Genomic DNA, 25,970 nt, shown 5'->3' with positions numbered 1-25,970 from the left:
GGCGCTCACCCCCACGGGGCGCCGCGGTCGTCCGCCGCTCCCCACGGAAGGGCCTCCCAGGTGCAGGCCGAGGTCGCCCCCGAGGTGAGCCCCCACGGGCTCGGCACCTCCTCGTCGTCTCCGTCCTGCACCGGCAGCCGGTCGATCACCGCGACCAGCGCCGGCGGCAGCTGCGGGGCGAGCCCCCGGTGCACCCGGGAGAGGATGTCCCGTCGTACGTCGTCCGGCAGCAACGGCCGGTCCATCCTCAAAGCCCTCGGCCCGGGCGGACGTTCGACTGTCGCCAGCTGGTCCGACCAGGCCCGCCAGTAGTCGGCGTCGTCCGTCTCGCCGAGCATCAGGTGGTGCAGGTGCAGGCAGTAGGCGGCCGTGCCGCTGCCCGAGCCCGCCGCGAAGCGCCACCAGAACTCGGCGCCCTCCTCCTTTCCCGTGGCGAACAGCAGCGCGCCGAACACCTCGGCTCCCTCCGGTTCGATCCGGTGCGCGTTCACCAGCAGGTCGAGTCCGTGCGAGGCGTCCGGCGCGCCCAGCACCAGGGCCACCACCAGTCCGAGTTCGAAGGCCGCCTGCTCGTGCTCGGACGGCAGGTGGGCGGGCGCGGCCGTGAGCCGGGCCCGGCGCACCGCCGCGATCCGCTCCGCATGGGCGCGTTCGGCCCGGGGGACGCGGAACACCCTGTGCCCACCGTCCGCCGGTTCCGCTCCGGCCGGGGCACCGTCGTCCGGTGTGGCCGTCACAGCTCCCCCTCGGCGTCCGGGAGTTCGCCCACCCCGAGTCGGCGGGCCAGGCGGTCCCGGGCGTGCCGGAGGTTGGAGTGCACCGTCGCCGCCGGCCGTCCCAGGTACGCCGCGATCACCTTGACGTGCAGACCGAGCAGGTACCGCAGGATCACCACGTCCCGCTGCCGGTCCGGCAGTTCGAGGATCGCCGCGTACAGCCGCACCTCGTCGGCCTCGCTGTGCAGCAGTCCCTTCGCCACCTGCTTGAAGGCCCCGATCACCGCCGCGAAGGTGACCGCCTCCACCTCCACCGGCTCCTCGGCGGCCACCCAGTCCGAGACGTGCCGGTTGGCCAACCGCCAGGCGTACGCGGCCGGTTCCTCGAACCGCAGGACCTGCGGCCAGCAGCGGGCCAGATCGGACTTCACCGCCCCGACCACCAGCGCCGCGTCGGCCTGGTTGCCTATCCGGGTCAACGCGAGGGCGTGCCAGGCGGGTTCGTGCGTCTCGCAGAAGGCGGCGTAGGCGACGCCGAGGCGGAGTTCGGGGTCGGACCGTGGGGTGCGGGCGGAGCCGGCCGCCGGCTCCGCCTCCGTTCCGCGGATGTGCGCCACGGCCGTTCCGCCCCGGAACCTGCGCGCCGGGGCACCCCTGTCGATCGTCATCGAGCCTGCTTTCCGTGGCCGTCGGCTGCTCACCCGGCCACCCGAGGGTCGGGCTGTCGGTGCCATCCTCATTCCATCAGGCCTGTCACTCCAGGATGCAATCCGAATACAGATGGTCATCTCATGGGCTCCGTCGGTTGGTTGGAATGCTCCGAAGCTGTTCGGAACCGCGAACCGTCCCGCCTATCGTGGTCAGGAACGATCGATCGGGAACGGAACCGGGGGAGAGCGCGATGGGTCTCTACGACGGGGTGGACCTGCGGCTGCACGTGCCGCACTCGGCGCGGATGTACGACTACTTCCTCGGCGGCTTCACCAACTTCGCGGCCGACCGCGAGGCCGCCGGCCAGGCCCTCGCCGTCGCGCCGTGGCTGCGGGCCGCCGCCCGCGTCAACCGTGCCTTCATGCAACGTTCGACGCGTGCGCTCGCCGAGGCCGGGTTCGACCAGTTCATCGACATAGGCACCGGCATCCCCACCTCGCCCAACCTGCACGAAGTCGCCCAGAGCCTCCGGCCGAACGCCCGGGTGGTCTACGTCGACAACGATCCGATCGTGCTCTCGCACGCCCAGGCCCTGCTCACCGGCACCCCCGAGGGCCGCACCGCGTACGTCGAGGCGGACGCCACCGACCCGGCCGGGCTGCTCGCCGCCCCGGGCCTGCGGGAGACCCTCGACCTGTCCCGCCCGGTCGCGCTCTCCCTCAACGCCCTGCTCCACTTCGTCCCCGACACCCACGGCGCGTACGACCTGGTCGAGCTCCTCAAGTCCGCCCTCGTGCCCGGCAGCGCCCTGGTGCTGACCCATGTCAGCCCCGAGTTCGCACCCGAGGACATCGCCAGGCTGACCCGGATCTACGAGGCCGCCGGCACCGCGGCCCAGGCCCGCACCCGGTCGCAGATCGCCCGCTTCTTCGACGGCTGGACCCTCCTCGACCCGGGGCTCGTCCCCATCGCGCAGTGGCGGCCCGCCCCCGGTGAGGTGCCCGGCGCCGCCTCGGAGGTGTCGCTGTACGCCGCGGTGGCCCTCCGACCGTGAAGCTCCGGATGAATTCGCGCTGCTGACGAACCATCGGCACACGGACCGCGTCCTGCTGATCAAGAACGCGGCTCACGCCGCGAGCATCGAGGACATTCGATCAGAGGGGGAGCATGTACTCGCAGCCTTCGGAGGCCCGTCACAGCCGCCGCGCCGTCCTGGGCCTCGGCCTCGGCCTCGGAGCGGCCGTCGCCGTCACCGCCGCGACCGCCGTCCCGGCACTGGCGGCGACGGCGGGCGACCCGACCGCAGGGGGCGGCCTCCACCCGGCCCTCGCCGCGCTCGAACAGGAGCACTCCGCCCGCCTCGGCGTCTACGGCCGCAACCTCGTCACCGGCCGGACCGTCAGCTACCGTGCGGACGAACTCTTCCCGATCTGCTCGATCTTCAAGACCGTCGCCGTCGCCGCCGTCCTGCGGGACCTCGACCGCGACGGCGAGTTCCTGGCCAAGCGGATCCGGTACACCGCCGAGGACGTCATACGGGCCGGCGGCAAGGTCGACCCCGTCGACCGTGGGGCCGCGCCGATCACGGGCAAGGAGGAGAACGTGGCGAACGGCATGACCGTCGCCGAGCTGTGCGCCGCCACCATCGACTACAGCGACAACACCGCGGCCAACCTGCTGCTCCGTGAACTCGGCGGACCGACCGCCGTCACCCGCTTCGCCCGTTCGATCGGCGACCGCGTCACCCGACTGGACCGCTGGGAGCCCGAGCTCAACAGCGCCGAGCCCGACCGGCGCACCGACATCACCACCCCGCACGCCATCGCCCGCACCTACGGCCGACTCGCGCTCGGCGACGCCCTGCCGCCGGCCAAGCGGGACCAGCTGACCGCCTGGCTGCTGGCCAACACCACCAGCACCAACCGCTTCCGCGCGGGCCTCCCGGCCGACTGGGTCCTGGCCGACAAGACCGGCACCGGCCGCCACGGCACCACCAACGACGTCGGCATCGCCTGGACCCCGGCCGGCGCCCCCGTCCTGCTCGCCGTGCTGGTCACCAAGCCGGCGGACGAGGCGGCCGCGAAGGACGAGCCCCTGGTCGCCCGGACGGCCGGGCTGCTCGCGGGCGCGCTCGGCTGACGCCGCGCGGTCGGTTGACGCCGAGCTCCTGCCGCTCGCTCGGCTGACGCCACGCTCCCGACACCCGCCCGGCCCCCGTCACACGATGCGGGCCGGGCGGGCGGCGGGGTCATCCCAGCGGTGCCCCTCATCCCCCGCGTCCCACCCGCGCGTCCCCGTCTCCCCGGGCACAGACTGGTGGTGGATCGACGCTGCCCCGCGAGGCAGGGAGAGGCATGCTGCTGGGACTCACCACCGCGCTGGTCGCGACCGTCTGCTTCGGCTTCGGGGCGGTCTTCCAGGCGCGCGGGGCGCGGGCGGCCCCGCGCGCCGACCGGGTGCGGGTGGGGCTGCTGGCCGCGCTGGTGCGGTCCTGGCAGTTCATCCTCGGCACGCTGCTGGACATCGTCGGCTTCGCGATGAGCATCGTCGCCCTGCGCACCCTCCCGCTCTTCCTCGTCCAGGCCGTCACCAACGCGAGTCTGGCCGTCACCGCCGTGGCCGCCGTCCGGCTGCTGGGCGCGCGGCTGCGCCGGGGTGATCTCGCGGGCATCCTCGCGGTGGTCCTCGGTCTGACCCTGCTGGCGCTCGGCTCCGGCCCGGAGGGCCGCGACCACGCCGCGCCCGCCTTCCACTGGGCGCTGCTCGCCACCACCGCCGTCATGCTGCTCGCCACCGTGGTCCTGGTGCGCCGGGAGGGCAACGCGGCCGCGGTCGGCCTGGGGCTGCTGGCCGGGGTCGGCTTCGGGGTGACCAGTCTGGCCGTGCGGGTTCTGGACGCCTCCGGCCCGGTCGCCGTCCTCACCGATCCCGCCGCCTACGCCCTCGCCGTCGGCGGCCTCGGCGGCTACCTCGCCTACGCCCTGGCCCTGCAGCGCGGTACGGTCACGGCCGCGACCGCCGCCGGGACGGTGACCGAGACCTTCGGTCCGGCGCTGATCGGTGTGACGGTGCTCGGCGATGCCGCGCGCCCCGGCTTCGAGTGGTGCGCGCTGACCGGCTTCGTGGTCGCGGTGGGCGGCACCTTCGTGCTCTCCCGCTTCGGCGAGCTGGAGGGCGAGTCCGCCGAGCTGTACGCCCCGCACCGGGACACCGAGGCGGAGCCCACCGTCCCGCCCCGGTAGCCCGGACGGCTCCGTCATGCGAAGGTGACTTGCCGGACAAAACGGACGGCGACACGGCCACAGAGCGGCAGGTGCCCGATGGCGGAGGAGTCCCACTCCCGACCCCGGAGGTCAGGCCCGAAGGACCCCGAGGACCCCACGGACTCGACGGATCCCACGGCCCCGAACACCGCGGCGGCCCCGAAGGCCCCGAAGACCGCGGCGGCCCCGGAGGGCCGGTCCGACCCGGCCGACCGCCCGGTCGCGCTGATCACCGGTGCCTCCTCCGGGATCGGCCACGCCACCGCCACCCGCCTGGCCGACGCGGGCTGGCACACCCTGCTCTCCGGCACCGACCGCGCCCGCCTCGACGAACTCGCCGACCGCACCGGCGGCCGCGCCCTGCCCGAGGACCTGAGCAAACCGGACGGTCCGGCCCGCCTCGCGGAGGCCGCCCTGGCAACGACCGGCCGGGTGGACGCCCTGATCGCGAGCGCCGGTCTGGGCTGGCGCGGCCCGTACGCGCGGACGCCCTCCGACACCCTGGACCGGATGATCGAGGTCAACCTCGCCGCCCCGCTGCGCCTGGTCCGCCTCCTGCTGCCCGGCATGCTGGAACGCCGCCACGGCCGGATCGTGCTGCTCGGCTCGATGGCCGGCCAGGTCGGCGTCCGGGACGAGTCGGGGTACGCCGCCACCAAGGGCGGGCTGACGATGTTCGCGGAGAGCCTCTGGTACGAACTGCGCGGCACCGGGGTGGGGGTGCGCCTGGTCCTCCCGGGGGCGGTGGACACCCCGTTCTTCGACCGGCGCGGCACGCCGTACCAGCGCGAGCGCCCGCGCCCGGTCCCGGCGGAGCGGGTCGCGGACGTCGTGGTCGCGACCATCACCACGGAGCGCGACCGGCTCTACGTCCCGCACTGGCTCGGCTTCCCGGCCCGCATCCACGGGGTGGCCCCGGGTGTGTTCCGCCGGATGGCCTCGCGCTTCGGGTGAGCGCCGCCGCCCGCCGCCCGGGGACGCCCGTCGTCGCCCGCCGCCCGTGGGTGCCCGTCGTCGCCCGCCGCCCGGGGACGCCCGTCGTCGCCCGCCGCCCGTGGACGCCCGCCGCCGCGGCCCTCGCCGTCGCCGCGGGGGCCGAGTTCCTGCACCTCGCCCCGGCCGCCGTCCGCCTGCCGCCGCTGCGCCGCACCCTGGCCCGCCGCACGGCCGGTCACGGCACCGCACCGGGCCACGTCGCCCTGACCTTCGACGACGGCCCCGATCCGCGCAGCACCCCGTACGTCCTCGACGCGCTGGACGAACTCGGTGCCCGCGCCACCTTCTTCCTGCTCGGCGCGATGCTGGAGCGGGCCCCCGCGCTCGGCCGCGAGCTGGTGCTGCGCGGCCACGAGGTGGCCGTCCACGGCTGGCACCACCGGCAGCAGTGGTACCCGGCCCCCGTCCGCGACCTGCGCGAACTGCGCCGCGCCGCCGAGGCCGTGGCCGGACTCTGCGGCGCCCGTCCGCTCTGGTACCGCCCCCCGTACGGCGTCCTGACCGCGGGCCCGGCCCTGGCCGCCCGCCGTCTCGGCCTGCGCACCGTGCTGTGGACGGCCTGGGGCCGGGACTGGACGGCGCAGGCCACCGGCGAATCCGTCTACGCGACCGCCCGTCCGGGCCTCACCGGCGGCGCCACCCTCCTGCTGCACGACTCCGACTGCACCTCCGCCCCCGGCTCCTGGCGCGCCACCCTCGCCGCCCTCCCCCTGATCGCCGCACACTGCCGCACCCACCGCCTCACCCTCGGCCCCCTCCGTGACCACCGGGTGCCGCCGCCGTGGGGCCGGACCCGTCCGGTGTGACGGGCGCGTCGCGGGACCACGACAGGTCGACCGTCCCGGGGGCGTGAAGGCCCCGCCCGCCCCGGTCACCCCAGGCCCACCCGCCGCAGCGCCGCCCCGAACCCCGACTGCCAGGCCGCCGGCGTCGCGCCGGCGGACGGCGCGGGCTCGGGGCGGCGGAGCGCGGCGAGGGCGTTGCGGACGACCTCGGCGGGGTGGGCGGTGGCGACGTCGGCGTGCCCGAGTTCCAGTTCGTGCTGGAGGTTGTCGCGCCCGTGTCCCTGCACCACGTCGAGGAGCAGCAGCCGTCGGCCCAGCGCCCTGGCCTCGCTGCAGGTGTCGCCCGAGCTGGTGACCACCAGGTCGGCGGCGGCCATCAGCGCGGGGACGCGGTCGGTGTAGCCGAAGGGGTGCAGCCGGGGCTCCCGGCGCGCGGCGGCCCGCAGCCGGCGCTCCAGTTCCCGGTTGTGCCCGGCCACCGCGAGGACGTGCGGTCCGGCGGCGGCCAGCGAGGCGGCGGTGCGGGCGAGCGGGCCGAGCCCCCAGGAGCCCGACATCAGCAGGACGCACGCGGCGCCCGCCGGCACGCCCAGTTCCGCGCGCGCCGCGGCCCGTTCCGGCGGCTGGTAGAACGGCTGCCGCAGTGGCGCCGGCACGACGGCGATGTCGGCGTCCGGCCGGTAGCGCCGCACCGCGCATGCGGCGACCTCCGAGGTGACCAGGAACAGGTCCGTCCCCTCCTGCACCCAGAGCCGGTGCGGCGTCACGTCGGTGCAGAACACGAAGTGCCGGAACTCCCGCTCCGGCGCCTGCCGCAGCAGCCGGTTGACCGCCGAGGTCGCGGTGGCGAACACCGAGACCACCAGCTGCGGCCGCTGCGCCGCGATCAGCCCCCGCAACGCCGGGACCAGCCTGCTGCGGGCCGCCGCGTCGGCGAGCAGGGCGATCCGGGCGCCGGGCCGCAGCGCCGAGAAGTGGAAGGCGTCGTAGACCCCGGGCAGGTCGAGCAGCCGGCGGAACACGGCCTCCCCGGCCGCGCCCGAGCGCTGCCCGAGCAGGGCCATGGCGTCGACGGTGCGGGTGCTCCAGCCGCGTTCCCGCAGGGTGTCGGCGCAGGCCTGCGCCATCACGTCGTGGCCCTGCCCGAGCGAGCCGGAGACCAGGAGGGCGTGCGGCATCGGGCGGCCCCGTCAGGCGCCGGCGGCCGAGCCGACGGTGGCCCGGTACCAGTCCGCGTACTGCCGCACGCCGTCGGTGAAGTTGGTGCTCGGTGACCACCCAAGCAGCCGCTTGGCCTGCGCCGAGGAGATCCGCCGCCCGGCGTAGTCGGCCTTCCGCCCGTCGATGTGCTCGATGGTGACGGGGCCCAGCAGGGCGTCCACCGTGTCGGCGATGTCCCGCACCGAGACGGCCGTCGAGCCCTCCAGCGCGAAGGTCTGGTCCTCGGCGTCGGGGGACAGGGCCCGGACGTGGGCGTCGGCGAGGTCCTCGACGTAGACGAAGTTGCGGCTCTGCCGGCCGTCCCCGGCGATGGTGATCGGCCGGCCGGCCAGCGCGGCCTGGACGAACCGGGCGACGACCAGTTCGTCCCGCATCCGGGGGCCGTACGGGATGCCGTAGCGCAGGATGGTGAAGTGCTGCCCGTAGAGCTCGCGGTAGCTGTGCACCAGCATCTCGGCGGCGAGCTTGGTGGCCACGTACAGATGTCCGCTGTGCTCCAGCTCGATCGGCACGTGCTCGTCCAACTCCTGCTCACCGCCGTCGAGTTGATCGTCGGTGAGGGCGGCGCCGTAGACCCAGACGGTGCTCGCCAGCACCGTGCGGCTCAGGCCGCTGCGCCGGGCTGCCTCCAGGACGGCCTCGGTGCCGTCGATGTTGGTCCGCACCGCGCGGACCGGGTCGGCGCTGACCTGCTCGACGTCGGCCATGGCGGCCAGGTGGTAGACCACCTCGCTGCCGGCCAGCGCGGCGGTGAGGGCCTTGAGGTCGAGGACGTCGAGCCGCGCGTGCTCGGCGTCCGGGTTGAGGTACTTGTCGGTGGTGTCCACCGCGAGGACGTCGTGGCCGGCCGCGATCAGGTGGTCCACGACGTGTGAGCCGATGAACCCGCAGCCCCCGGTGACGGCTATCCGCACGATCTTGCTCCCTTCGCTCCGGCTACCCGGCCAGTCGCCGGTACACCGCGGAGACGGCGTCGATCACCTGCTCCGTCTCGTCCTCGGTCATGTCGGAGTGCACCGGCAGGCAGACCTGCCGGGCGCAGACGTCCTCGGCCACGGGCAGCGGCCCGCGCCGGTACGGGGCGAACACCGGCTGGAGGTGCAGCGGCAGGTCGTAGACCTCGCCGGACAGCCGCACCCCGTGCTCCTCGGCCGCCGCCCGCTTGAACTCCGCGCGGTCGACTCCGGGCGGCAGCAGTGCCACGTACTTGTAGTAGTTGCCGCGGCAGCCGGGCGGTTCGGTCACCGGGTCCAGGCCGTCCAGCCCGGCCAGCGCCGCGTCGTAGCGGCGGGCGACGGCCCGGCGGGTCTCGATGAACTCCTTGAGCCGGCGCAGGTGCACCGCGCCGATCGCGGCGTGCGGCTCGCTCATCCGCCAGGAGTAGCCGAGCTTCAGGTGGTGGTTGGTGGTGAAGGAGCCCTTGCCCTGGTCGCGGTAGATCCGGGCCTCGTCGCGCAGCTCCGGTGACTCGGTGAGGATCATCCCGCCCTCGCCGCTGGTGGTGACCTTGGTCGGGTAGAAGGAGAAGGCCCCGGCCAGGCCGAAGGTGCCGGCGGCGCGCCCGTCGAAGCTGCTGCCGTGGGCGTGCGCGGCGTCCTCGACCAGCGGGATGCCGCGCCGGTCGCACAGCGCGCGCACGGCGTCGACCCGCGGGCCGACCAGCCCTCCGATGTGCACCAGGACGACGGCGGCGGTGTCCGGGGTGAGCGCCGCCTCCAGGGACTCGGGGGAGAGCGCGAGGGTGGCCGGGTCGACGTCGGCGAAGACCGGCCGCCCGCCCGCGTGCACCACCGCGCCGGCGGTCGCGTAGAAGGTGACGGCGGGGACCACCACGTCGCGGCCCCGGACGTCGACGCTGCGAAGGATCACCTCCAGCGCCGCCGTGCCGCTGCTCACCGCGACGGCGTGCGAGGCGCCGTGCTCGGCGGCGAAGGCCTGCTCGAAGCGCTCGGTCCACGGACCGAGGGTGAGCGCGCCGGTGGTGAGCATCTCGGTCACCGCTTCGGCGACCGCCGCGCGGTCGCTCTCGTCGAACACGATGCGGGCGGCTGGAACGCCCATGGGGCACCTCCGGCGGCGGGCTGCGGAAACAGCACCGATCGGGTCGGATCCTCCCGAACCGCACGTCAGCGGACGGGTCAGGCACATCACGCTACTTCGCCCACCGGTCCGCAGCCCGTCGTCGCCGCCCGCGCGGGTGACCTGATCGGGCTCCGCCGCAGGTCCGGGACCTACTTCCGGTGCAGGGCGTGCGCTCCTCCGTGCGGGGGAGGGCACTACTGCGTCCGCAGTACGCAAACGGCCTGCGCAGGGACGACGACGGAACGGGGGTCGGCGATCAAGGATGGGTCATGCTGCGGCGGACCGCGTCCACCAGGACGCCCGGCCCGCAGTGGCGCGTCCCGTCCCCGACCGTTCCGACCGTCTCCGAGAACCTCATCCGAAGGAGTCCGCTCTCCCGTGGCCACGTTCCTCTACCGTCTGGGCCGGTGGGCCTTCGTCCGGCGCCGGCTGGTGACCTTCCTCTGGGTCGCCGTGCTGGCAGCCGTCGGAGTCCTGGCGGCCAAGGCGCCCGCCGCACCCGACGACGGCTTCGCGATGCCCGGCACGGAAGCGCAGAAGGCCTTCGACCTGATGAACGAGCGCTTCCCCGGCGGCCATGCCGACGGGGCCTCGGCGCGCCTGGTGTTCGTTGCCCCCTCCGGCCAGAAGATCACCGCCGAGCCCAACCGGCAGGCGGTCGAGCGGACGGTCGGCGAGCTCGCCGGCACCGAGCAGGTCACCGGCGCGGTGGACCCGTTCAAGATGCAGGGCGCCGTCTCCCAGGACGGCACCACCGCCTACGCCACGGTGAGCTACGCCGCCAAGGCCGGCGAGGTGTCCGAGCCCGCCACCGAGACCCTGGAGCGGGCCGCCCAGCACGGCCGGGACGCCGGGCTCAAGGTCGAGATCGGCGGCACCGCGCTGATGGCCAAGCCCGAGGCGGGCGGCAGCAGCGAGGCGATCGGCATGGCGCTGTCCGCCGTCGTCCTGGTGATCACCTTCGGCTCGCTGGTCGCGGCCGGCCTGCCGCTGCTCACGGCGATCGTCGGCGTCGGCCTCGGCATGGCGCTGATCACCGCGCTCGGCAGCACGCTCGGGCTCTCCACCACCACCGGAACGCTCGCGATGATGCTCGGCCTCGCGGTCGGCATCGACTACGCGGTGTTCATCGTCTCCCGCTACCGCGCCGAGCTCGCCGAGGGCCGGACGCCCGAGGAGGCGGCGGGCCGGGCCGTCGGCACCGCCGGGTCCGCGGTGGTCTTCGCCGGCCTCACCGTGGTGATCGCGCTCGCCGGCCTGTCGGTGGTCGGCATCCCGATCCTGGCCAAGATGGGCTTGGCCGCCGCCGGGACGGTCGTCATCGCCGTGGTGATCGCCCTCACCCTGGTTCCCGCGCTGCTCGGCTTCCTCGGCCGCAAGGTGCTGCCCCGCAAGGCCCGCAAGGCCCGGGGCGAGGCCGCCCCGGCCGCGAAGAAGGAGAACGGCGGTGCCCGCTGGGCCCGCTTCATCCTGCGCCGCCCGTTCGCGGTGCTGCTCGGCGGCGTGATCGGCCTCGGGGTGCTCGCCGCTCCGGCGCTCGACCTGCGGCTCGGCCTGCCGGGGGACGAGTCCAAGCCCACCTCCACCACCCAGCGCCGCGCCTACGACCTGCTCTCCGAGGGCTTCGGCCCCGGTTTCAACGGTCCGCTGACGGTCCTGGTGGACGCCAAGGGCGTCGCCGACCCGAAGGCCGCCGCGAACGAGGTCGCCAAGAAGGTCTCCGGCCTGCCCGGGGTCGTCGCGGTGACGCCGCCGATGTTCAACCAGGCGGGCGACACGGCGCTGCTCAACGCCGTCCCGGCGACCGGCCCGAGCGAGGCCGAGACCAAGGACATCGTGCACGCCATCCGCGACGACGCGGCCGGTCTGAAGACGGCCACCGGTGCGACGGTCCTGGTCAGCGGCACCACGGCGATGAACATCGACGTCTCGCAGAAGATGTCCGACGCGCTGCTGCCCTACCTCGCGGTGGTCGTCGGCCTTGCCGTCCTCCTGCTGATGGTGGTCTTCCGCTCGGTCCTCGTCCCGCTGAAGGCGGCCCTCGGCTTCCTGCTGTCGGTGGTCGCCGCGCTCGGCGCCGTCGTCGCGGTCTTCCAGTGGGGCTGGCTGGCCGACCTGATCGGCGTGGAGCAGACCGGCCCGGTGATGAGCATGATGCCGATCTTCATGATCGGTGTGGTCTTCGGCCTCGCCATGGACTACGAGGTGTTCCTGGTCACCCGGATCCGTGAGGGCTTCGTCCACGGCGAGCAGCCCGGCGAGGCGATCGTCACCGGCTTCCGACACAACGCCCGGGTGGTCACCGCGGCCGCGTTCATCATGATCGCCGTCTTCGCGGGCTTCATCGGGATGAGCGAGCCGATGATCAAGATGATGGGTCTGGGCCTCGCCGCGGCGGTCGCCTTCGACGCCTTCATCGTCCGGATGACCATCGTCCCGGCCGTCCTCGCCCTGCTCGGCCGTCGCGCCTGGTGGCTGCCGCGCTGGCTCGACCGCCTGATACCCGACGTGGACGTCGAGGGCAGCAAGCTGGAGACCAGTGCCCCCGAGTCGGTCCAGGCCCGGGAGTCGGTCACCGTCTAGGCCGCTGCCAGCCCTGGCCCGGCTCCGTCCGGGCCAGGGCGGGCTGCGCCCCGGCCCGGCCTCGGCACCACGCCGGCACCACGCCGGGGCCGGGCCGGTGCCGTCCGGCTCGGACACCGGTTCGAGCCCAACCGTTACCGTTGCTGTCGGGGCCCACCGCGCGCGCGGAGGCCCCGAGGCGGCCCGCCACGTCCCCACCGGGGGCCGGCGCGGCACGAACCGGAGCTGCCCGGGAGCGGGCACGGCCAGCGTCCCCGACCGGAGAGCACGACCATGAGCGACACCTGGCAGCGCCTGCGCCGCGACCACCCCCGGCTGCTCGACGCCGCCGGAGGCGTGGCCCTGATCACGGTCACCGCCCTCGGCGCCACCACCGACCAGACCGCCGGGCGGTTCGTCCGAGCCGACCCGACGACCTGTGGCATCGCGCTCATCGCGGCCGTCGCCGTGTTCTTCCACCGCCGCTGGCCGCGCGCGGTGGTCGCCGTCACGCTGCTCTGCACCATGGTGCTCGCCTGGAGCAGCCCCCGGCTCACCCCGATGCTGGCCACCCCGCTGCTGCTCGCGCTCTACTTCCTCGCCGTCCGCACCGACCGCGCCACCGCCCTGCGGGCCTCGGTCATCACCGCCGTCCTGCTCACCGGGATCGCCCTGTTGTTCGGCCCCGGCGGCCCGGTCGGCGAACGGATCAGCGTCCTGGCCTGGGCCCTGCTGCCCGGCGCCCTCGGCGACTCCATCCGCAACCGCCGCGCCCACCTCGCGGCCATCGAGGAACGCGCCGAGCGCGCCGAGCGCACCCGCGAGGAGGAGGCCCGTCGACGGGTCGCCGACGAGCGCATCCGGATCGCCCGCGACCTGCACGACGTCGTCGCCCACCACATCGCCCTCGCCAACGCCCAGGCCGGCATCGCCGTCCACCTCATGGACAACCACCCCGTCCAGGCCCGCGAGGTGCTCAGCCACATCACCGACGCCACCGGCTCGGCCCTGCAGGAACTGCGCGCCACCGTCGGACTGCTGCGCCGCGCCGAGGAGCGCGCCCCGCTCGAACCCGCCCCCGGCCTCGACCGGCTGCCCGAGCTGATCAACACCTTCGAGCGGGCCGGCCTGCCGGTCCGGTTCACCGTCGACGGCGAGGCCCGCCCGCTGTCGCCCGGCGTGGACCTCACCGCCTTCCGGATCGTCCAGGAGTCGCTGACCAACGTGGCCAAGCACGCCCACGGCGCCGACGCCGAGATCACCCTCGCCTACAGCGGCAGCCGGGTCGCGGTCAGCGTCGCCAACGGCCGCCCGACCGCGACCGGCCGACCCCGTGCCGTCCCCCTGCCTCAGCACCCGCCGACCGAGGGCGGCTTCGGACTGATCGGCATGCGCGAGCGGGCCGGCGCGGTCGGTGGCCGGCTCAGCGCCGACCGGCGGCCCGACGGCGGCTTCCTGGTCACCGCGGAACTGCCGCTGCGCACCGGCGCCCGCGACGACGGCCCCGAGGCCGCCGGCGCCTTCACCGCCGCCGACGTCGCCCGGGCCGCCAGGGCCGTGCGCGCCGCCCGTACCTCCCACACCGATCGTCCGACACCAGCCGAAGGACAGGACGGCGCCGCCCGAGCGGACGACGCCGTTCGAGAGGAGAGTGACCACGCATGACCATCCGGGTACTGCTCGCCGACGACCAGGCCCTGCTGCGCGGGGCCTTCCGCCTGCTGATCGACGCGGAGGAGGACATGGAGGTGGTCGGCGAGGCCGCCGACGGCCGGGAGGCCGTCGCGCTCGCCCGGGCCACCAAGCCCGACGTCGTGCTGATGGACATCCGGATGCCCGGCGTCGACGGCCTCGGCGCCACCGCCGAGATCTGCGGCGACGAGGAGCTGTCCGGCACCCGGGTGCTCATCCTCACCACCTTCGAGATCGACGAGTACGTGGCCCAGGCGCTGCGCGCGGGCGCCGGCGGCTTCCTCGGCAAGGGCGCCGACCCGAAGGAGCTGCTCGCCGCCGTCCGCACCGTCGCGGCGGGCGAGGCACTGCTGTCGCCGGCCGCCACCCGGGCCGTGATCGACCAGTTCCTGGCCCAGCCCGAACCGGCCTCCGCGGCCTCCACGAGTGAGCGGCTGGCCGTCCTCACCGCCCGTGAGCGGGAGGTGATGTCGATGGCCGCCACCGGCCTCACCAACGAGGAGATCGCCGAGCGGATGTTCGTCAGCCCGTTCACCGTCCGCACCCACGTCCACCGGGCGATGTCCAAGCTCGACGCCCGCGACCGCGCCCAGCTCGTCGCCATCGCTTACCAGACCGGCCTCGTCCCGCCCGGCCGCCAGGTCTGAGTGCCCCGAGGGTTCCCCTCAGACCCGGGCCCGCTCCGCGCCCGGGCGCGGTGGGCGGACCCGGGGGAGCCCGAAGGCGGACATCTCCTTCTCGTCGTAGTCGTAGGAGAGGAAGCCCAGCGAACGGTAGAAGGCGTGGTTCCGCACGCCCTCCTGGGTGGACTCGTGGTCGGTGGAGAGCAGGAAGAACCGGCAGCGCGCGTAGCGGTCCGTCAGGTGCTCCATCAGCTCGCGCCCCACGCCCTCATCGAACGGGCCCGCCCTGTTCAACGTGGTCTGGACCAGTGGGTTGAATCCGTGGACCGGCCGGCGACGTGGTGTCCGGCCGGCGCGCCTCGTCCGCGTCGTCGCCGTCAGGGCTTGCGGGCCACCCCGCCGTACATGCTGACGCGGTCGGCGCCGGGGCCCGGGGCGGTGTCGGGGCGCCAGAGGGGGACGGTGGTCACGCCCGGGTCGAGCAGGTCGAGGCCGTCGAAGAAGGCCCGGACCTCCTCGCGGGAGCGGCCGACGAGGGGTGCGGTGGCCTTGTCGTAGACGCCGGTGACCCGGTCGCGGATCTCGGACGGGATGAAGTCGGCGGTGCCGTGCGAGAGGACCAGGTGGCTGCCGGCGGGCAGGGCGTCCAGCACGGCGGTGAGGGCCCGGTGGGGCCGGTCCTCGTCCCGCAGGAAGTGGAGGACGGCGGCGAGGACGAGTCCGACCGGGCGGGAGAAGTCGAGCAGCTCCACCGCCCGGACGGCGTCCAGCAGGGCGGCGGGCTCGCGCAGGTCGGCCTGGATGACGGTGGTGCGGCCGGGGCCCGAGCCGGCCATCAGGGCGCGGGCGTGGGTGAGCACGATCGGGTCGTTGTCCACGTAGACGACCCGCGCGCCGGGTCTGGCCGCCTGGGCGATCTCGTGGGTGTTGCCGGCCGTCGGGATGCCGGTGCCGATGTCGAGGAACTGGTCGACGCCGAGGTCGGCGACGCACCGCACCGCGCGGGTGAGGAACCCGCGGTTGGCGACGGCGGTGGAGCGGAACTCCGGGTTGGCGGCGAGCGCCTTCTCGGCGGCGGCGCGGTCGGCGGGGAAGTTGTCCTTGCCGCCGAGGTAGTAGTCGTACATCCGGGCCGGGTGCGGCACGTCGGGCCGCAGGTCGGCCGGGATGCCGGCCTCGCCGGACTCCCACATGTTCTCGTATCCCACGACTGCCGTCTCCTTCGTCCGGGCGCCACTGACGATCCACTCGCGGCCCTGCTGGCGGACAGCCTAAAGCCCAGGTCACGGCCCTGGTGCCGGTTGGTCGGGTCACCCCCGTATGTCCCTTTCGCCGGGCGGGAGGGCTCATGGGCTCGCCGCGCGCCCCGGCCGCTCCCGGCGCAGGATGGGAGACCGGGGCAGTGGAACAGCCGGGGACGGGAGGCCGGGCCATGGTCATCGCGATGGCGGACATCCGCGAGTGGCGCGGCCACGCCGTGGTCGACGAGAAGAGCCGGCGCATCGGCTCGCTGGAGTCGGTCTACGTGGAGACGGCCAGCGACGAGCCGTTCTTCGCCACCGTCGTGGTCGGGTTCGCCGGCCGGCGCCGCCTGGCGTTCGTCCCGCTGGAGGGGGCGATGGCCGGACCGGACTACCTCCGGGTGGCGTACCCGCGCAATCAGGTCAAGCAGGCTCCGGCGATCGGCACCGACGACGTACTGCCCGCCGAGGACGAGCCCGCCGTGTTCGCGCACTACGGGCTGCCGTACGCGACCGGCGCGGGCGGGGAGCGCCGCCTGGCCCGCCGCTGAGCCGCGTCCGTTCCCGTTGCCGATCCGCGCCCGTTCCCGTTGCCCAGCCGCGCCCGTTCCCGCTGGCGACCGCGCCCGGGCGGGTGGGTCGGGCACGATGTTCGCCACCCGGGAATGAATACCCCGCCGGGTACACTTATCCATCGACAGTCGATGTGAAAGGCGGCCCCGACATGCAGGTGGACGAGGAGGCGGTCGGCGCGGTCCTGAACCGGCTGCGTCGCGCGCAGGGCCAGTTGGCCGGAGTGATCGCGATGATCGAGGCGGGCCGGGACTGCAAGGACGTGGTCACCCAGCTCGCCGCCGTCTCGCGCGCGCTCGACCGGGCGGGGTTCAAGATCGTCGCGAGTGGCATGCGCCAGTGCATGGCCGCCGCGGACGAGGACACCCCGCCGATGAGCGAGGCCGAGCTGGAGAAGCTCTTCCTCGCCCTGGCCTGACCAGCGGCACACGCCTCAGGAGCACGGCCCGACGAGGGTCGCGGTGGACCGGTCCGCCGCGGCCCTCGCGCCTGTCCGGGGAGGTGCCCGCCGCCCCGTGCCCCGAAGTGCCCGCGCCGCAGGCCCGCCGCCGCCCGCGGAAGCGCTTGCGCCGGCCCGCGGGAGCGCTTGCGCCGGCCCGCGGGAGCGCCCGCACCGGCCGCGGAGGCACCCGCGCCGCACGCCCGCAGCCGCACCCATCGAAGTTCCCGCACCGCCCGACACTCCGTCATGCGTCGTTCATGCGCTGGTCGCCGGCCTTCGGGTGAATGAGGCCGCCCGCAGTTGTACAGCCAACTGAGGGTGCCCCTCCTCCTCCCAGCCTCCGTGACCAGCCGTACCCGGCCCGGCGAGCCGTCCCCCGGCGGACCCGGTCCCGGGCGGCGGACAGGACAACCGTGGCCGCAGGCAGCGCCCTGACGCTCAGTTCCTCCGACAAGCCCACCGAAGGCGACCGGCTCACCTTCCACTGGACCACCGACGCCCCCGACGCCAAGAACTGGGTCGGCATCTACGACGGCGGCCGCCAGCCCGGCAGCGGCGGCTCGCTGCTGTGGAAGTACACCCCGGGCACCTCGGGGGACGTCCAGCTCGACACCTCCGCGCTGACCGGCGGCCCGTACACCGCCTACCTGCTCGCCAAGGACGGCTACGGCATCCTCGCCCGGACCGAGCCGTTCACCTTCCGCCCCGAGCCCGCCGTCGTGCGCCCGCACGCCGCCGTCGACGCCTTCACCGCCACGCCCGTCGCCCCGGGCGCCGCCGTGACGGTCCGGATCGGCGGCCTCTGGTCCCGCCCGACCGGCAACCCGGCCGGCTCCGCCACCCACCGCAAGCTCGCCGGCCCGGCCTGGGCCTCCGTCAGTGCCGACGGCACGCTCACCGGCACCGCCCCCGCCGCCCCGGGCAAGAACCCCGAGCTGGTGGTCGTCGGCGTCAAGGACAGCACGGGCGCCACCGACACCGTCACCGTCCTCGTCCCGGTCGTGGATCCGGCCGCGCCACTGCGCCTCAAGACCGCCAGCTGGAACCTGCACGACGCGGGCGCGGCCCACACCGACGCGCTGGAGAAGCAGCTGCGGGTGGTGCTCGCCCAGGGCTTGGACGTGCTCGCCCTGCAGGAGACCGCGGGGGAGCGGGCCAAGGCCCTGGCCGACGCCCTCGGCTGGTACGCCTACCAGAGCCCGGGCAGCGTCGGCATCCTCAGCCGCCACCCGCTCACCGACGTCACCGCGCCGACCGCCGAGCTGCCCGCCGCCGCGGCCACCCTGCGGCTGCCCGGCGGCCGCAGCGTCCGTTTCTGGGCCGCCCACCTGGACGAGGCGGGCTACGGCCCGTACGCCGTCCAGGACGGCCGGACCGCCGCCGAGGTGGAGGCCGCCGAGAACGGCTCGCTGCGGCTGAGGCAGGCCAGGGCGCTGGCCGCCGCCGTCCGCGCGGACATCGCCCGGCGCACCCCGGTGGTGCTGGCCGGTGCGCTCTCCTCGCCCTCGCACCGCGACTGGACGGCCGCCACCGCCGCCGCCCACCAGGGTGTCGGCCCGCTCGCCTGGCCGGTCACCGTGGCCCTCCAGGGCGCCGGACTGACCGACGCCTTCCGCGAGGAGTGCCCCGACCCGGTCAAGGCCCCGGGTGCCACCTGGTCGCCCACCCGCAAGCGGCGCGGCGACCGCCCCGAGCCGCAGGATCGGATCGACTACGTCCAGTACGCGGGCCCGCTGAAGCTGCTCGAGGCGCACACCCTGGTCGCCGACTGGCCGCAGCCCGAGCCCGGATCCGCCGCCAACGAGTGGCCCTCCGACGCCGCCGCCGCGGTCGCCACCTTCCGGCTCTGAGCTCCCCGGCTCCCCAACCCCCAGCTCCGAGAGGCCAGTTCGTCATGCCCGAGCTCTCCCGTCGCACCTTCGTCGGGGCCACCGCGGCCGCCGGCGCCACCGCCCTGACCGGTCTGACGGCCACCCAGGCCGCCGCCGCCCCGGCCCCGGCTCCGGCGCCCGCCGTCGGTGCCAAGCCCGCCGCCCCGCTCACCGGCACCGTCAAGGACGTCAGGCACGTCGTCGTCCTGATGCAGGAGAACCGTTCCTTCGACCACTACTTCGGCACCCTGGCCGGTGTCCGCGGCTTCGGCGACAAGCAGGCGCTCCAGTTCCCGGACGGCACCGACGTCTTCCGCCAGCCCGACAGCCGGCGCAGCGACGGCGGCGTGATGCTGCCGTACCGGATGGACACCGCCAAGTACAACGCGCAGAACGCCGGCGGCCTCCCGCACGACTGGGCCACCGGCCACCAGGCCATCAACAACGGTGCGATGAACAAGTGGATCGCCGCCAAGGGCGAGCGCACCATGGGCTACTTCACCCGCGACGACATCCCCTACCAGTACGCCCTGGCCGACGCGTTCACCGTCTGCGACGCCTACTTCACCTCGCTGGCCGGCCCGACCGACCCCAACCGCCTCTACCTGTGGACCGGCACCGCGGGCCCGGGCCGGGACGGCACCACCGGCCCGTGGATCGACAACACCCCGGTCACCGACAACCCCGTCGCCGACTGGACCACCTACGCCGAACGCCTGCAGGCGGCCGGTGTCTCCTGGCGCGTCTACCACAACCCCAGCAAGGACGACCGCACCGGCGACTACGACGACAACGCGCTCTCCTACTTCAAGCAGTTCCACGACTTCCCGCACGACGACCCGCGCTACGTCAACGCGATGACGAAGTTCGACCCGACCGACTTCGACCGCCACTGCAAGGACGGCACCCTGCCGACCGTCTCCTGGCTGGTCGCGCCCTACCTGTTCTCCGAGCACCCGGAGGCCGGCCCGGCCTACGGTGCCCACTGGGTCGACCAGGCCCTGCGGTCGCTGATGTCCAACCCGGAGGTCTGGCGGCACACCGTCTTCCTGGTGATGTACGACGAGAACGACGGCTACTTCGACCACATGGTCCCGCCCACCCCCGAGCCCGGCACCCCCGAGGAGTTCACCCAGGGACGGGCCATCGGCCTCGGCAACCGGGTGCCGCTCTGGGTGGTCTCGCCCTGGTCGCGCGGCGGCTGGGTCAACTCCCAGGTCTTCGACCACACGTCGGTGCTGCGCTTCATGGAGCTGGTCACCGGAGTGGCCGAGCCCAACATCTCGGCCTGGCGCCGGGCCGTCTGCGGCGACCTCACCAGCTGCTTCGACTTCGCCGCCCCGGAGCACTCGATCCCGTCCCTGCCCGACACCAAGGCCCTGATGGCCCGGGCCGACGCGGGCACCAAGCTGCCCGGCGTCGCGCTGCCGGCGGTCGGCGCCCAGGCGATGCCGGTCCAGGAACGCGGCGAGCGCCCGCACCGGCCCCTGCCGTACCAGCCATGGGCCGACGTCGAGGTGGACCGGAAGACCGGCAAGGTCACCTGCACGATGAGCAACGACGGCTCGGTGGCCTTCCCGTACACCGTCTACCCGAACATCCTGCTCCCCTTCGCCGGCACCCCGTACACCGTCGCCCCCGGCGCCACCGCCCGGTACGTCTGGGACGCCGCCGCCACCGGCGGCCGCTACGACTTCACCGTGCACGGCCCGGACGGCTTCGTCCGCCGCTTCGCCGGCACCGTGGTCCGGGACGGGCAGGACGGCCAGAACGACATCGGCGTGCCGATCGTCACCGCCGACCTGCGTGGCAACCGCAGGCTCACCCTCCAGATGGCCAACGACGGGATGACCGACGTGGCCTTCACCGCCGCGCCCAACGACTTCGCGGGCACCGCGCGGACCGTCTGGGTCAAGCCCGGCAAGCAGGCCGACCTGGCCTGGCCGCTGGACGGGCAGGGCCGCTACGACGTCGTCGTGACCGCCCACACCGGTCAGCGCTTCGTCCAGCGTTACGCGGGTCGGGTGCACTGAGCCCCGCCGGTCCGGCCGGGGGCGCCGATCCGGTGACCCCCGGCCGTGGCTCGGCCGCGCCGACGGACCCCGCCGATACCGTCGGGCGCATGCAGAAAATCACCACCTGCCTCTGGTTCGACGACCAGGCCGAAGAGGCCGCCGCCTTCTACACCACGCTGCTCCCCGACTCCCGGGTCACCAGGACCACCCACTACGGCGAGGCCGGCCCCCGCCCGGCCGGCTCGGTGATGACCGTCGAGTTCGAACTCGCCGGCCGGTCGTACGTGGCCCTCAACGGGGGCCCCGAGTTCCGCTTCACCGAGGCGATCTCGCTCCAGGTGGAGTGCGAGGACCAGCAGGAGGTCGACGGCCTCTGGGCGAAACTCACCGCCGACGGCGGTCAGCCGGGCCCGTGCGGCTGGCTCAAGGACCGCTACGGTCTCTCCTGGCAGATCACCCCCCGGGTGCTGCTCGACCTGGTCGCGGGCGAGGACCGGGCCAGGGCGGACCGCGTCTTCGCGGCCATGCTGCGGATGCAGAAGATCGAGATCCAGCCGCTGCTCGACGCGGCCGAGGGGTGAGCGCATGACCGCCCCGCTCAGCCACCGCGGCATCACCTACCTGCGGGCCACCCCCGAGCGGGTCTGGCACGCGCTCACCAACGCCGACGAGTCCGGCCTCTACTGGGGCCACCGCAACGTCTCCACCTGGCTGCTCGGCGCACCCTGGGAGCACCAGCGGACCGACGGCTCCGGCACCGCCGACGTCATCGGCACCGTCGAGGCGGTCGACCGTCCGCACCGGCTGGTCACCACCTGGGCCGGGCCGCAGGAGGAACGCACCGGCTGGCCGTCCCGGGTCACCTTCGAGATCCAGGGCTGGCAGGACCTCACCCGGCTCACCGTCATCCACGAGAACCTCGCCGACGAGGCCCAGCGGGCGGACGCCGAACAGGGCTGGTCGGCGGTGCTCGCCAACCTCAAGACCTACCTGGAGACCGGTCACCCGCTGCCGCAGCAGCCCTGGCTGATGCCCTGACCGCGACACCGCTGGGAAGCGCCCGGCCTACGCCGCCGGGCGCTTCGCCCCGTCGGAGGTCCGTCCGCCGCGGGCCCGCTCACCACGGGCCTTCTCCCCGCGGGCCCGCTCGCCGCGCAGCAGGCGGCGCAGCCAGGCGTAGCGGGAGAACCGCTCCCGGTTCGCCACCGAGGCCCGGTCCAGCTCCTCCATCAGCCGCCGGCCGCGGTGCTCCAGGTCCATCTCGTCCAGGATGCGGTCCACCTCGGCCAGTATCGAGCCGTGCAGCTGCCACGCCTCCGGGTGCTCCTGGACCTTGCGCAGCAGCACCTGGGCGACGTTCTCCCGGCAGACCCAGGCCGCCGCCAGCTCGGCGGTCAGCCGCTCCTCGGCGTCCTCGGCGCTGCGGCTGACCTGGGTGGTCACCAGCACCGCGTAGCTCACCAACGCGCCGCCCACGTGCGCCAGCAACTCCTCCAGCCCCACCGCGACGTCCGGCGGGAAGAGCCGTTCGCCGGGGGCGCGCCGTTTGGCCAGGTCGGTCAGCGAGCGGGCCAGCACCCGGATCACCACGACGCAGATCTCCAGGGTGTCCAGCCCGGTGCGCAGCACCAGCCGGGACAGCAACCCCTCACTGATCCGCGGGTTGAGGCGCAGGCTGTCCTCCGCCTGGCGCAGCGCCGCGTCCACGTCGGCGATCGCCTGGTCCAGCCGTCGGGCCTCGTGCAGCCGCTCGGCGGCCCGGGCCACCGGGGTGGGGCGGCCCAGCTCCTCGGCGATGTCCAACAGCAGTTGGCGGGCCCGCCGGGCGAGGTCCTCGATCGATTCCCCGGCGGTGTCCACCCAGACCGGTGGTGCGAACAGCAGGTTGAACAGCAGGCCGACGGCGGCGCCGATGAGCGTCTCCAGCACCCGGTCCCAGGCCTGCGAAGCCAGCTTGGTCACGCCCAGGATCAGCATCGCGCTGATCGCGACCTCCTGGACGAACTCCTCGACCCGCACGAACCGGCCGACGACCAGCGAGGCCAGGATGATCAGCCCGAGGCTCCACCAGGAGAGCCCGACCACGGCGCTGAACCCGATCGCGATCAGCACCCCGACCACCACCGAGTTGACCCGGCGGATGCTGGTCTTGAGCGTCGAGTAGACGGTGACCTGGACGACCAGCAACGCGGTCAGCGGTGCCGTCAGCGGGGCGGGCTCGCTGCTCAGCTGTGTCGCCACCACATAGGCGAGGGTGGCCGCGACGGTGGCCCGGACGGTCTGGACCACGAAGGGTTCTCGGGCGCTGCGGCGGACCAGGTCCGCGAGTCTCTCCGGGAGAAGGGCCATGTCGCCCTTCTTTCCCCGCGGCCGCCGTTCACACCGCTCTCGGGGTGCTCCGGCACCCGTACGCCCGTACGCCTGTTACGCCCGTATCGGGCCGGGGGCCGTGCCGCCTACTGGCCGTCGCGGTTGAAGCGCAGCTTCCAGGGCGCCAGCGCGGACTCGACCTGCACGCCCATGCTCATCTTGGAGGCGCCCTCGATCCGCTCCTCGAAGCGGATCGGCACCTCGCGGATCGACAGGCCCTGCTTGACGACCCGGTAGTTCATCTCGACCTGGAACGAGTAGCCGTTGCTCCGCACGGTCGGCAGGTCGATGGCGCGCAGGGTGCTCGCGCGCCAGGCCTTGAAGCCGGCGGTGGCGTCCCTGACCCCGAGGCTCAGGATCGCGTTGACGTAGAAGTTCGCCCAGGCGGACAGCGCCTTGCGGTGCCAGGGCCACTCCTCGGCGGTCGAGCCGCCGGGGACGTAGCGGGAGCCCAGCACCACGGCGGTGTCGTCGGCGAGCAGCGTCTCGACCATCACGGGTATCGCCGAGGCCGGGTGGGAGAGGTCGGCGTCCATCTGCACCACCACGTCGGCCCCCTCGTCCAGGGCCTTGGCCATGCCGGCCAGGTAGGCGCGGCCGAGACCGTCCTTCTCGGTGCGGTGCAGCACGCCCACGGTGCCGCCGGAGTCGGCGGCCAGCTTGTCGGCGATCTCGCCGGTGCCGTCGGGGGAGTTGTCGTCGACCACCAGCAGGTGCAGGTTGGGCACCGGAAGCTCCGCGAGCATTCCCGCGAGGACCGGGAGGTTCTCCCGCTCGTTGTACGTGGGGACGACCACAACGACCTTGGGGGAGGCCTCGACCATGTTCTGTTTCCCTCGTGCCTGCTCCGGATGAGACCGTGCGAGTCTAACCGGCGTGGTGGCCGCCTCCTGCCCCGGCCGGGGTCGGAAATCCGTTCGACCGCGATGGGCCGATGCGGGGGGCTGCCGCCGCCCTGTCCGAACGCCGTGTTCCGCCCGGCCGCCCGGCTCTCACCGGAGCAGCCGCGCCGCGCGGACCCGGACTCCGGCCCCGTGGAGACCTTCACCCCGCCGGCCGCCGGCTGAGCCGGGCCCGCTACGCCGTGCCGTAGACGGCGGCCAGGTTGTCCCGGGCCGGGCGGGTGCGGCTGGCCGGGCCGGAGGCGAAGGCGCGCAGGACGTTCTCGGTGACCTGGCGGACCACGTCCCCGGCGTGCGAGTCGATGCCGTGGTCGGCCCGGCCGCCGCCGGGGCCGAGGGCCTCCAGCGCCTCGACCCAGCGCATCGTCCCGGTGGCGAACACCCCGGCGCCGCTCGGCACGGTGTAGTAGGCGGTGTCCGAGTGGGAGCGGCGGCCGTCGCACACCACGGGGGAGTGGGCGATCACCTCGATCGGGCGCGGGGTGGGGAAGCCGGTGTGCACCCGGTCGTACTCGACCCCGACCAGGTGAGGGAACGACGCCCCCGCCGCGACGCCCGTCCCCTCGAAGGCCCAGTGCTCGGGCGAGGTGACCACGTACGGGGCGTCCACCGGGTAGCCGTCGTAGACGACGCCGAGCATCGAGCTCTCCGGGTCGGCGCCCGGGCCGGCCCGGAAGTCGGTGGTCGCCGGGGCACCGGCCTGGTGGCCCGGGTCCTGCCCCCAGGCGTCCTTGTAACAGACCACCGTGCGGTCCGGCCCGAGCTCGGTCGGCTCGAAGCGGACCCGGCGGAAGCAGCAGTTGGCGCCCAGGATCGCCAGGTTGGTCCCGGCGTCGCGGGCCGCGGTGACGTTGGCCCGCTGTTCGGGGGACCAGTACTCGTCGTGGCCGAGCGACAGGACGGCGCTCGCCCCGGTCAGCAGGCCCGGCTCGCGGGCCACGTCGATGCCGGTGGTGTACGCGAGCGGCAGGCCGAGCCGCTCGGCGAGGGCGACCAGCGGCGCCTCGTAGACCAGGAACAGCCCGGCGCCGTGGTCGTAGTCGTACGGCCGGTCGAAGACGACCTTCAGCGAGCGGGTGGCCAGGGTGCCGGTCGGGCCGTTGTAGAGGCTGTAGCCGCCCCACTCGTTGTAGGCCTGCCAGGTCGCCGGGGCGCTCATGATCACGGTCCGGCCGGCGGTGCTCGCCGAGCGGACGGTGAGCGGGACGTAGCGCCGGCCGGAGCCGTCCTCGGCGTCCAGGCGCAGCAGGTAGGCGCCCTCGGGCCAGCCGGCGGTGTCCACCGTGAGGGTGCGCTGCCAGCCGGTCAGCACGGTCCGGGTGGCCTGGTCCACGTGCGGTGCGGGCTGCTCGGCGCCGGGCACGTGCTCGCGGCGCCAGACCAGCCGGGCGCGGGCGCCCTCGTACCAGCCCATCCGGTAGGCGGAGACGGCGAAGGCCGCGGCGGGGGTGGAGACGTGCAGGCCGAAGGACTCGCCGGGCAGGACGCTGACCCGGTCGGCGAAGCCCGCGATGGCGTCGTCCGGGCCGGGGTCGGTGATCTCCCAGTCGGGGTTGCCGGGGCGCGAGCGCTCGCTCGTCGCCCCGGTGTGCCCGTCGGCGGTCGGCCCGCCGGTGGCGGGGGCGCCGGGAGTGCCGGGGGCGGCCGTCGGGGAGGAGGGCTGCGCGGCGGCGGTCGGGTCCGGTCGGCGGGGGCCGCAGGAGGTGGCGGCGGCCGCCATCAGTCCCAGGCCCAGAATCCTCCGCCGGCTCGGCTCCGCCACCGCGACCTCCCTGTTTCCGTGTTGCCGTTTCCGCGTTCCGCGTTCCGCGTTCCCGTTCCGCGCTCCCGTTCCCGGTTCCCGGACGGTCCCGGGCCCGGTCCGTGTTCGTGGGCGCGTCCCGGCGTGCCGGGTGCGCGCGGACATCCTCGCGTGTTTCGCGAGGTCCGTGCAGGGTGCCGCGCCGCACCGGCCGTGCGGTCGGC

At 74.4% G+C, this 25,970-nt stretch carries 24 protein-coding genes; 14 read left to right on the top strand and 10 right to left on the bottom strand.

Annotated features, from left to right (window positions below; genetic code table 11):
* Window positions 1-5: 5 nt before the first annotated feature.
* Both ABZ449_RS07025 and ABZ449_RS07020 read right to left on the bottom strand, forming a co-directional pair.
* Window positions 6-674 carry a hypothetical protein gene (locus tag ABZ449_RS07025; protein ID WP_360341449.1) on the bottom strand — a complete coding sequence of 223 codons (669 nt, stop codon included), beginning with the start codon at window positions 672-674 and terminating at the stop codon, window positions 6-8.
* Window positions 675-733: 59 nt separating this feature from the next.
* Window positions 734-1,384, bottom strand: coding sequence for a sigma-70 family RNA polymerase sigma factor (locus ABZ449_RS07020; RefSeq protein WP_360341446.1), 651 nt, complete (start codon window positions 1,382-1,384; stop codon window positions 734-736).
* A 233-nt stretch (window positions 1,385-1,617) separates the two neighbouring features.
* On the opposite strand from ABZ449_RS07020, the gene ABZ449_RS07015 reads away from it, so the two are divergent.
* From ABZ449_RS07015 to ABZ449_RS06995, 5 genes are all read left to right on the top strand, one after another.
* Window positions 1,618-2,421, top strand: coding sequence for an SAM-dependent methyltransferase (locus ABZ449_RS07015; RefSeq protein WP_360341443.1), 804 nt, complete (start codon window positions 1,618-1,620; stop codon window positions 2,419-2,421).
* 113 nt (window positions 2,422-2,534) lie between these two features.
* Window positions 2,535-3,506, top strand: coding sequence for a class A beta-lactamase (gene bla, locus ABZ449_RS07010; protein ID WP_360341440.1), 972 nt, complete (start codon window positions 2,535-2,537; stop codon window positions 3,504-3,506).
* A gap of 215 nt (window positions 3,507-3,721) precedes the next feature.
* A complete protein-coding gene (locus tag ABZ449_RS07005) occupies window positions 3,722-4,609 on the top strand; it encodes a DMT family transporter (RefSeq protein ID WP_360341437.1) in 888 nt (295 codons plus the stop codon).
* Window positions 4,610-4,687: 78 nt separating this feature from the next.
* The gene (locus ABZ449_RS07000; protein WP_360341434.1) at window positions 4,688-5,584 is read left to right on the top strand and encodes an SDR family NAD(P)-dependent oxidoreductase; all 897 of its coding nucleotides are present in this window, start codon (window positions 4,688-4,690) and stop codon (window positions 5,582-5,584) included.
* Between the two features lie 176 nt (window positions 5,585-5,760).
* Window positions 5,761-6,432 carry a polysaccharide deacetylase family protein gene (locus ABZ449_RS06995; RefSeq protein ID WP_360341639.1) on the top strand — a complete coding sequence of 224 codons (672 nt, stop codon included), beginning with the start codon at window positions 5,761-5,763 and terminating at the stop codon, window positions 6,430-6,432.
* A gap of 65 nt (window positions 6,433-6,497) precedes the next feature.
* Here the strand turns inward: ABZ449_RS06995 and ABZ449_RS06990 are convergent, their stop codons facing one another.
* Genes ABZ449_RS06990 through ABZ449_RS06980 form a run of 3 tightly spaced genes read right to left on the bottom strand, consistent with a single transcriptional unit; the run spans window position 6,498 to window position 9,693 of the window.
* Window positions 6,498-7,589 carry a hypothetical protein gene (locus ABZ449_RS06990; RefSeq protein ID WP_360341431.1) on the bottom strand — a complete coding sequence of 364 codons (1,092 nt, stop codon included), beginning with the start codon at window positions 7,587-7,589 and terminating at the stop codon, window positions 6,498-6,500.
* 12 nt (window positions 7,590-7,601) lie between these two features.
* Window positions 7,602-8,546: an NAD-dependent epimerase/dehydratase family protein gene (locus tag ABZ449_RS06985; RefSeq protein WP_360341428.1), complete on the bottom strand. Its 945-nt coding sequence runs from the start codon at window positions 8,544-8,546 to the stop codon at window positions 7,602-7,604.
* Between the two features lie 22 nt (window positions 8,547-8,568).
* Complete coding sequence (locus ABZ449_RS06980) at window positions 8,569-9,693, bottom strand: DegT/DnrJ/EryC1/StrS family aminotransferase (RefSeq protein WP_360341425.1); 1,125 nt, start codon at window positions 9,691-9,693, stop codon at window positions 8,569-8,571.
* Window positions 9,694-10,092: 399 nt separating this feature from the next.
* On the opposite strand from ABZ449_RS06980, the gene ABZ449_RS06975 reads away from it, so the two are divergent.
* The 3 genes from ABZ449_RS06975 (at window position 10,093) to ABZ449_RS06965 (ending at window position 14,615) form a co-directional block, all read left to right on the top strand.
* Window positions 10,093-12,297: an MMPL family transporter gene (locus tag ABZ449_RS06975; protein WP_360341422.1), complete on the top strand. Its 2,205-nt coding sequence runs from the start codon at window positions 10,093-10,095 to the stop codon at window positions 12,295-12,297.
* 273 nt (window positions 12,298-12,570) lie between these two features.
* Window positions 12,571-13,941, top strand: a complete 1,371-nt coding sequence (locus ABZ449_RS06970) for a sensor histidine kinase (protein ID WP_360341419.1) — start codon at window positions 12,571-12,573, stop codon at window positions 13,939-13,941.
* Window positions 13,938-14,615 (top strand): response regulator transcription factor, encoded by a 678-nt coding sequence (locus ABZ449_RS06965; RefSeq protein WP_360341416.1) that lies wholly within the window; start codon window positions 13,938-13,940, stop codon window positions 14,613-14,615. The genes ABZ449_RS06970 and ABZ449_RS06965 overlap by 4 nt, the downstream gene beginning before the upstream one ends.
* An 18-nt stretch (window positions 14,616-14,633) precedes the next feature.
* Here the strand turns inward: ABZ449_RS06965 and ABZ449_RS06960 are convergent, their stop codons facing one another.
* Both ABZ449_RS06960 and ABZ449_RS06955 read right to left on the bottom strand, forming a co-directional pair.
* The gene (locus ABZ449_RS06960; RefSeq protein ID WP_360341413.1) at window positions 14,634-14,855 is read right to left on the bottom strand and encodes a hypothetical protein; all 222 of its coding nucleotides are present in this window, start codon (window positions 14,853-14,855) and stop codon (window positions 14,634-14,636) included.
* Between the two features lie 113 nt (window positions 14,856-14,968).
* Window positions 14,969-15,799, bottom strand: a complete 831-nt coding sequence (locus ABZ449_RS06955; RefSeq protein WP_360341410.1) for an SAM-dependent methyltransferase — start codon at window positions 15,797-15,799, stop codon at window positions 14,969-14,971.
* A gap of 224 nt (window positions 15,800-16,023) precedes the next feature.
* Here ABZ449_RS06955 and ABZ449_RS06950 point away from each other — a divergent pair, with 224 nt between their 5' ends.
* The 6 genes from ABZ449_RS06950 to ABZ449_RS06925 all read left to right on the top strand — a co-directional run bounded on the left by ABZ449_RS06950 (window position 16,024) and on the right by ABZ449_RS06925 (window position 21,771).
* Window positions 16,024-16,383: a PRC-barrel domain-containing protein gene (locus tag ABZ449_RS06950; RefSeq protein ID WP_360341407.1), complete on the top strand. Its 360-nt coding sequence runs from the start codon at window positions 16,024-16,026 to the stop codon at window positions 16,381-16,383.
* Between the two features lie 173 nt (window positions 16,384-16,556).
* Window positions 16,557-16,823, top strand: a complete 267-nt coding sequence (locus ABZ449_RS06945; protein ID WP_360341404.1) for a metal-sensitive transcriptional regulator — start codon at window positions 16,557-16,559, stop codon at window positions 16,821-16,823.
* 437 nt (window positions 16,824-17,260) lie between these two features.
* Entirely contained in the window at window positions 17,261-18,697 is a 1,437-nt protein-coding gene (locus tag ABZ449_RS06940; RefSeq protein ID WP_360341401.1) for an endonuclease/exonuclease/phosphatase family protein, read from the top strand.
* Window positions 18,698-18,741: 44 nt separating this feature from the next.
* Window positions 18,742-20,751, top strand: a complete 2,010-nt coding sequence (locus tag ABZ449_RS06935; RefSeq protein WP_360341398.1) for a phosphocholine-specific phospholipase C — start codon at window positions 18,742-18,744, stop codon at window positions 20,749-20,751.
* A gap of 89 nt (window positions 20,752-20,840) precedes the next feature.
* The gene (locus ABZ449_RS06930; protein WP_360341395.1) at window positions 20,841-21,314 is read left to right on the top strand and encodes a VOC family protein; all 474 of its coding nucleotides are present in this window, start codon (window positions 20,841-20,843) and stop codon (window positions 21,312-21,314) included.
* Window positions 21,315-21,318: 4 nt separating this feature from the next.
* A complete protein-coding gene (locus tag ABZ449_RS06925; protein ID WP_360341392.1) occupies window positions 21,319-21,771 on the top strand; it encodes an SRPBCC domain-containing protein in 453 nt (150 codons plus the stop codon).
* Window positions 21,772-21,798: 27 nt separating this feature from the next.
* Here the strand turns inward: ABZ449_RS06925 and ABZ449_RS06920 are convergent, their stop codons facing one another.
* From ABZ449_RS06920 to ABZ449_RS06910, 3 genes are all read right to left on the bottom strand, one after another.
* Window positions 21,799-23,082: an aromatic acid exporter family protein gene (locus ABZ449_RS06920; protein WP_360341389.1), complete on the bottom strand. Its 1,284-nt coding sequence runs from the start codon at window positions 23,080-23,082 to the stop codon at window positions 21,799-21,801.
* A gap of 107 nt (window positions 23,083-23,189) precedes the next feature.
* Window positions 23,190-23,927 (bottom strand): polyprenol monophosphomannose synthase, encoded by a 738-nt coding sequence (locus ABZ449_RS06915; RefSeq protein ID WP_360341386.1) that lies wholly within the window; start codon window positions 23,925-23,927, stop codon window positions 23,190-23,192.
* 253 nt (window positions 23,928-24,180) lie between these two features.
* The gene (locus tag ABZ449_RS06910; protein WP_360341636.1) at window positions 24,181-25,725 is read right to left on the bottom strand and encodes a N,N-dimethylformamidase beta subunit family domain-containing protein; all 1,545 of its coding nucleotides are present in this window, start codon (window positions 25,723-25,725) and stop codon (window positions 24,181-24,183) included.
* Window positions 25,726-25,970: the final 245 nt, after the last annotated feature.

The sequence above is a fragment of the Kitasatospora sp. NPDC005856 genome (assembly GCF_040629945.1).
Lineage (GTDB): Bacteria > Actinomycetota > Actinomycetes > Streptomycetales > Streptomycetaceae > Kitasatospora.
Note: the sequence above shows the minus strand (reverse complement) of the source record. Positions and strands in the feature narration are given on the sequence as shown.

What these genes read in the sequence shown, in the direction of transcription:
- ABZ449_RS07020 (WP_360341446.1), bottom strand. Translation starts at nt 1,384, where the DNA reads ATGACGATCGACAGGGGTGCCCCGGCGCGCAGGTTCCGGGGCGGAACG.
- ABZ449_RS07015 (WP_360341443.1), top strand. Translation starts at nt 1,618, where the DNA reads ATGGGTCTCTACGACGGGGTGGACCTGCGGCTGCACGTGCCGCACTCG.
- bla (WP_360341440.1), top strand. Translation starts at nt 2,535, where the DNA reads ATGTACTCGCAGCCTTCGGAGGCCCGTCACAGCCGCCGCGCCGTCCTG.
- ABZ449_RS07005 (WP_360341437.1), top strand. Translation starts at nt 3,722, where the DNA reads ATGCTGCTGGGACTCACCACCGCGCTGGTCGCGACCGTCTGCTTCGGC.
- ABZ449_RS07000 (WP_360341434.1), top strand. Translation starts at nt 4,688, where the DNA reads ATGGCGGAGGAGTCCCACTCCCGACCCCGGAGGTCAGGCCCGAAGGAC.
- ABZ449_RS06990 (WP_360341431.1), bottom strand. Translation starts at nt 7,589, where the DNA reads ATGCCGCACGCCCTCCTGGTCTCCGGCTCGCTCGGGCAGGGCCACGAC.
- ABZ449_RS06980 (WP_360341425.1), bottom strand. Translation starts at nt 9,693, where the DNA reads ATGGGCGTTCCAGCCGCCCGCATCGTGTTCGACGAGAGCGACCGCGCG.
- ABZ449_RS06970 (WP_360341419.1), top strand. Translation starts at nt 12,571, where the DNA reads ATGAGCGACACCTGGCAGCGCCTGCGCCGCGACCACCCCCGGCTGCTC.
- ABZ449_RS06965 (WP_360341416.1), top strand. Translation starts at nt 13,938, where the DNA reads ATGACCATCCGGGTACTGCTCGCCGACGACCAGGCCCTGCTGCGCGGG.
- ABZ449_RS06950 (WP_360341407.1), top strand. Translation starts at nt 16,024, where the DNA reads ATGGTCATCGCGATGGCGGACATCCGCGAGTGGCGCGGCCACGCCGTG.
- ABZ449_RS06945 (WP_360341404.1), top strand. Translation starts at nt 16,557, where the DNA reads ATGCAGGTGGACGAGGAGGCGGTCGGCGCGGTCCTGAACCGGCTGCGT.
- ABZ449_RS06935 (WP_360341398.1), top strand. Translation starts at nt 18,742, where the DNA reads ATGCCCGAGCTCTCCCGTCGCACCTTCGTCGGGGCCACCGCGGCCGCC.
- ABZ449_RS06930 (WP_360341395.1), top strand. Translation starts at nt 20,841, where the DNA reads ATGCAGAAAATCACCACCTGCCTCTGGTTCGACGACCAGGCCGAAGAG.
- ABZ449_RS06925 (WP_360341392.1), top strand. Translation starts at nt 21,319, where the DNA reads ATGACCGCCCCGCTCAGCCACCGCGGCATCACCTACCTGCGGGCCACC.
- ABZ449_RS06920 (WP_360341389.1), bottom strand. Translation starts at nt 23,082, where the DNA reads ATGGCCCTTCTCCCGGAGAGACTCGCGGACCTGGTCCGCCGCAGCGCC.
- ABZ449_RS06915 (WP_360341386.1), bottom strand. Translation starts at nt 23,927, where the DNA reads ATGGTCGAGGCCTCCCCCAAGGTCGTTGTGGTCGTCCCCACGTACAAC.
- ABZ449_RS06910 (WP_360341636.1), bottom strand. Translation starts at nt 25,725, where the DNA reads ATGGCGGCCGCCGCCACCTCCTGCGGCCCCCGCCGACCGGACCCGACC.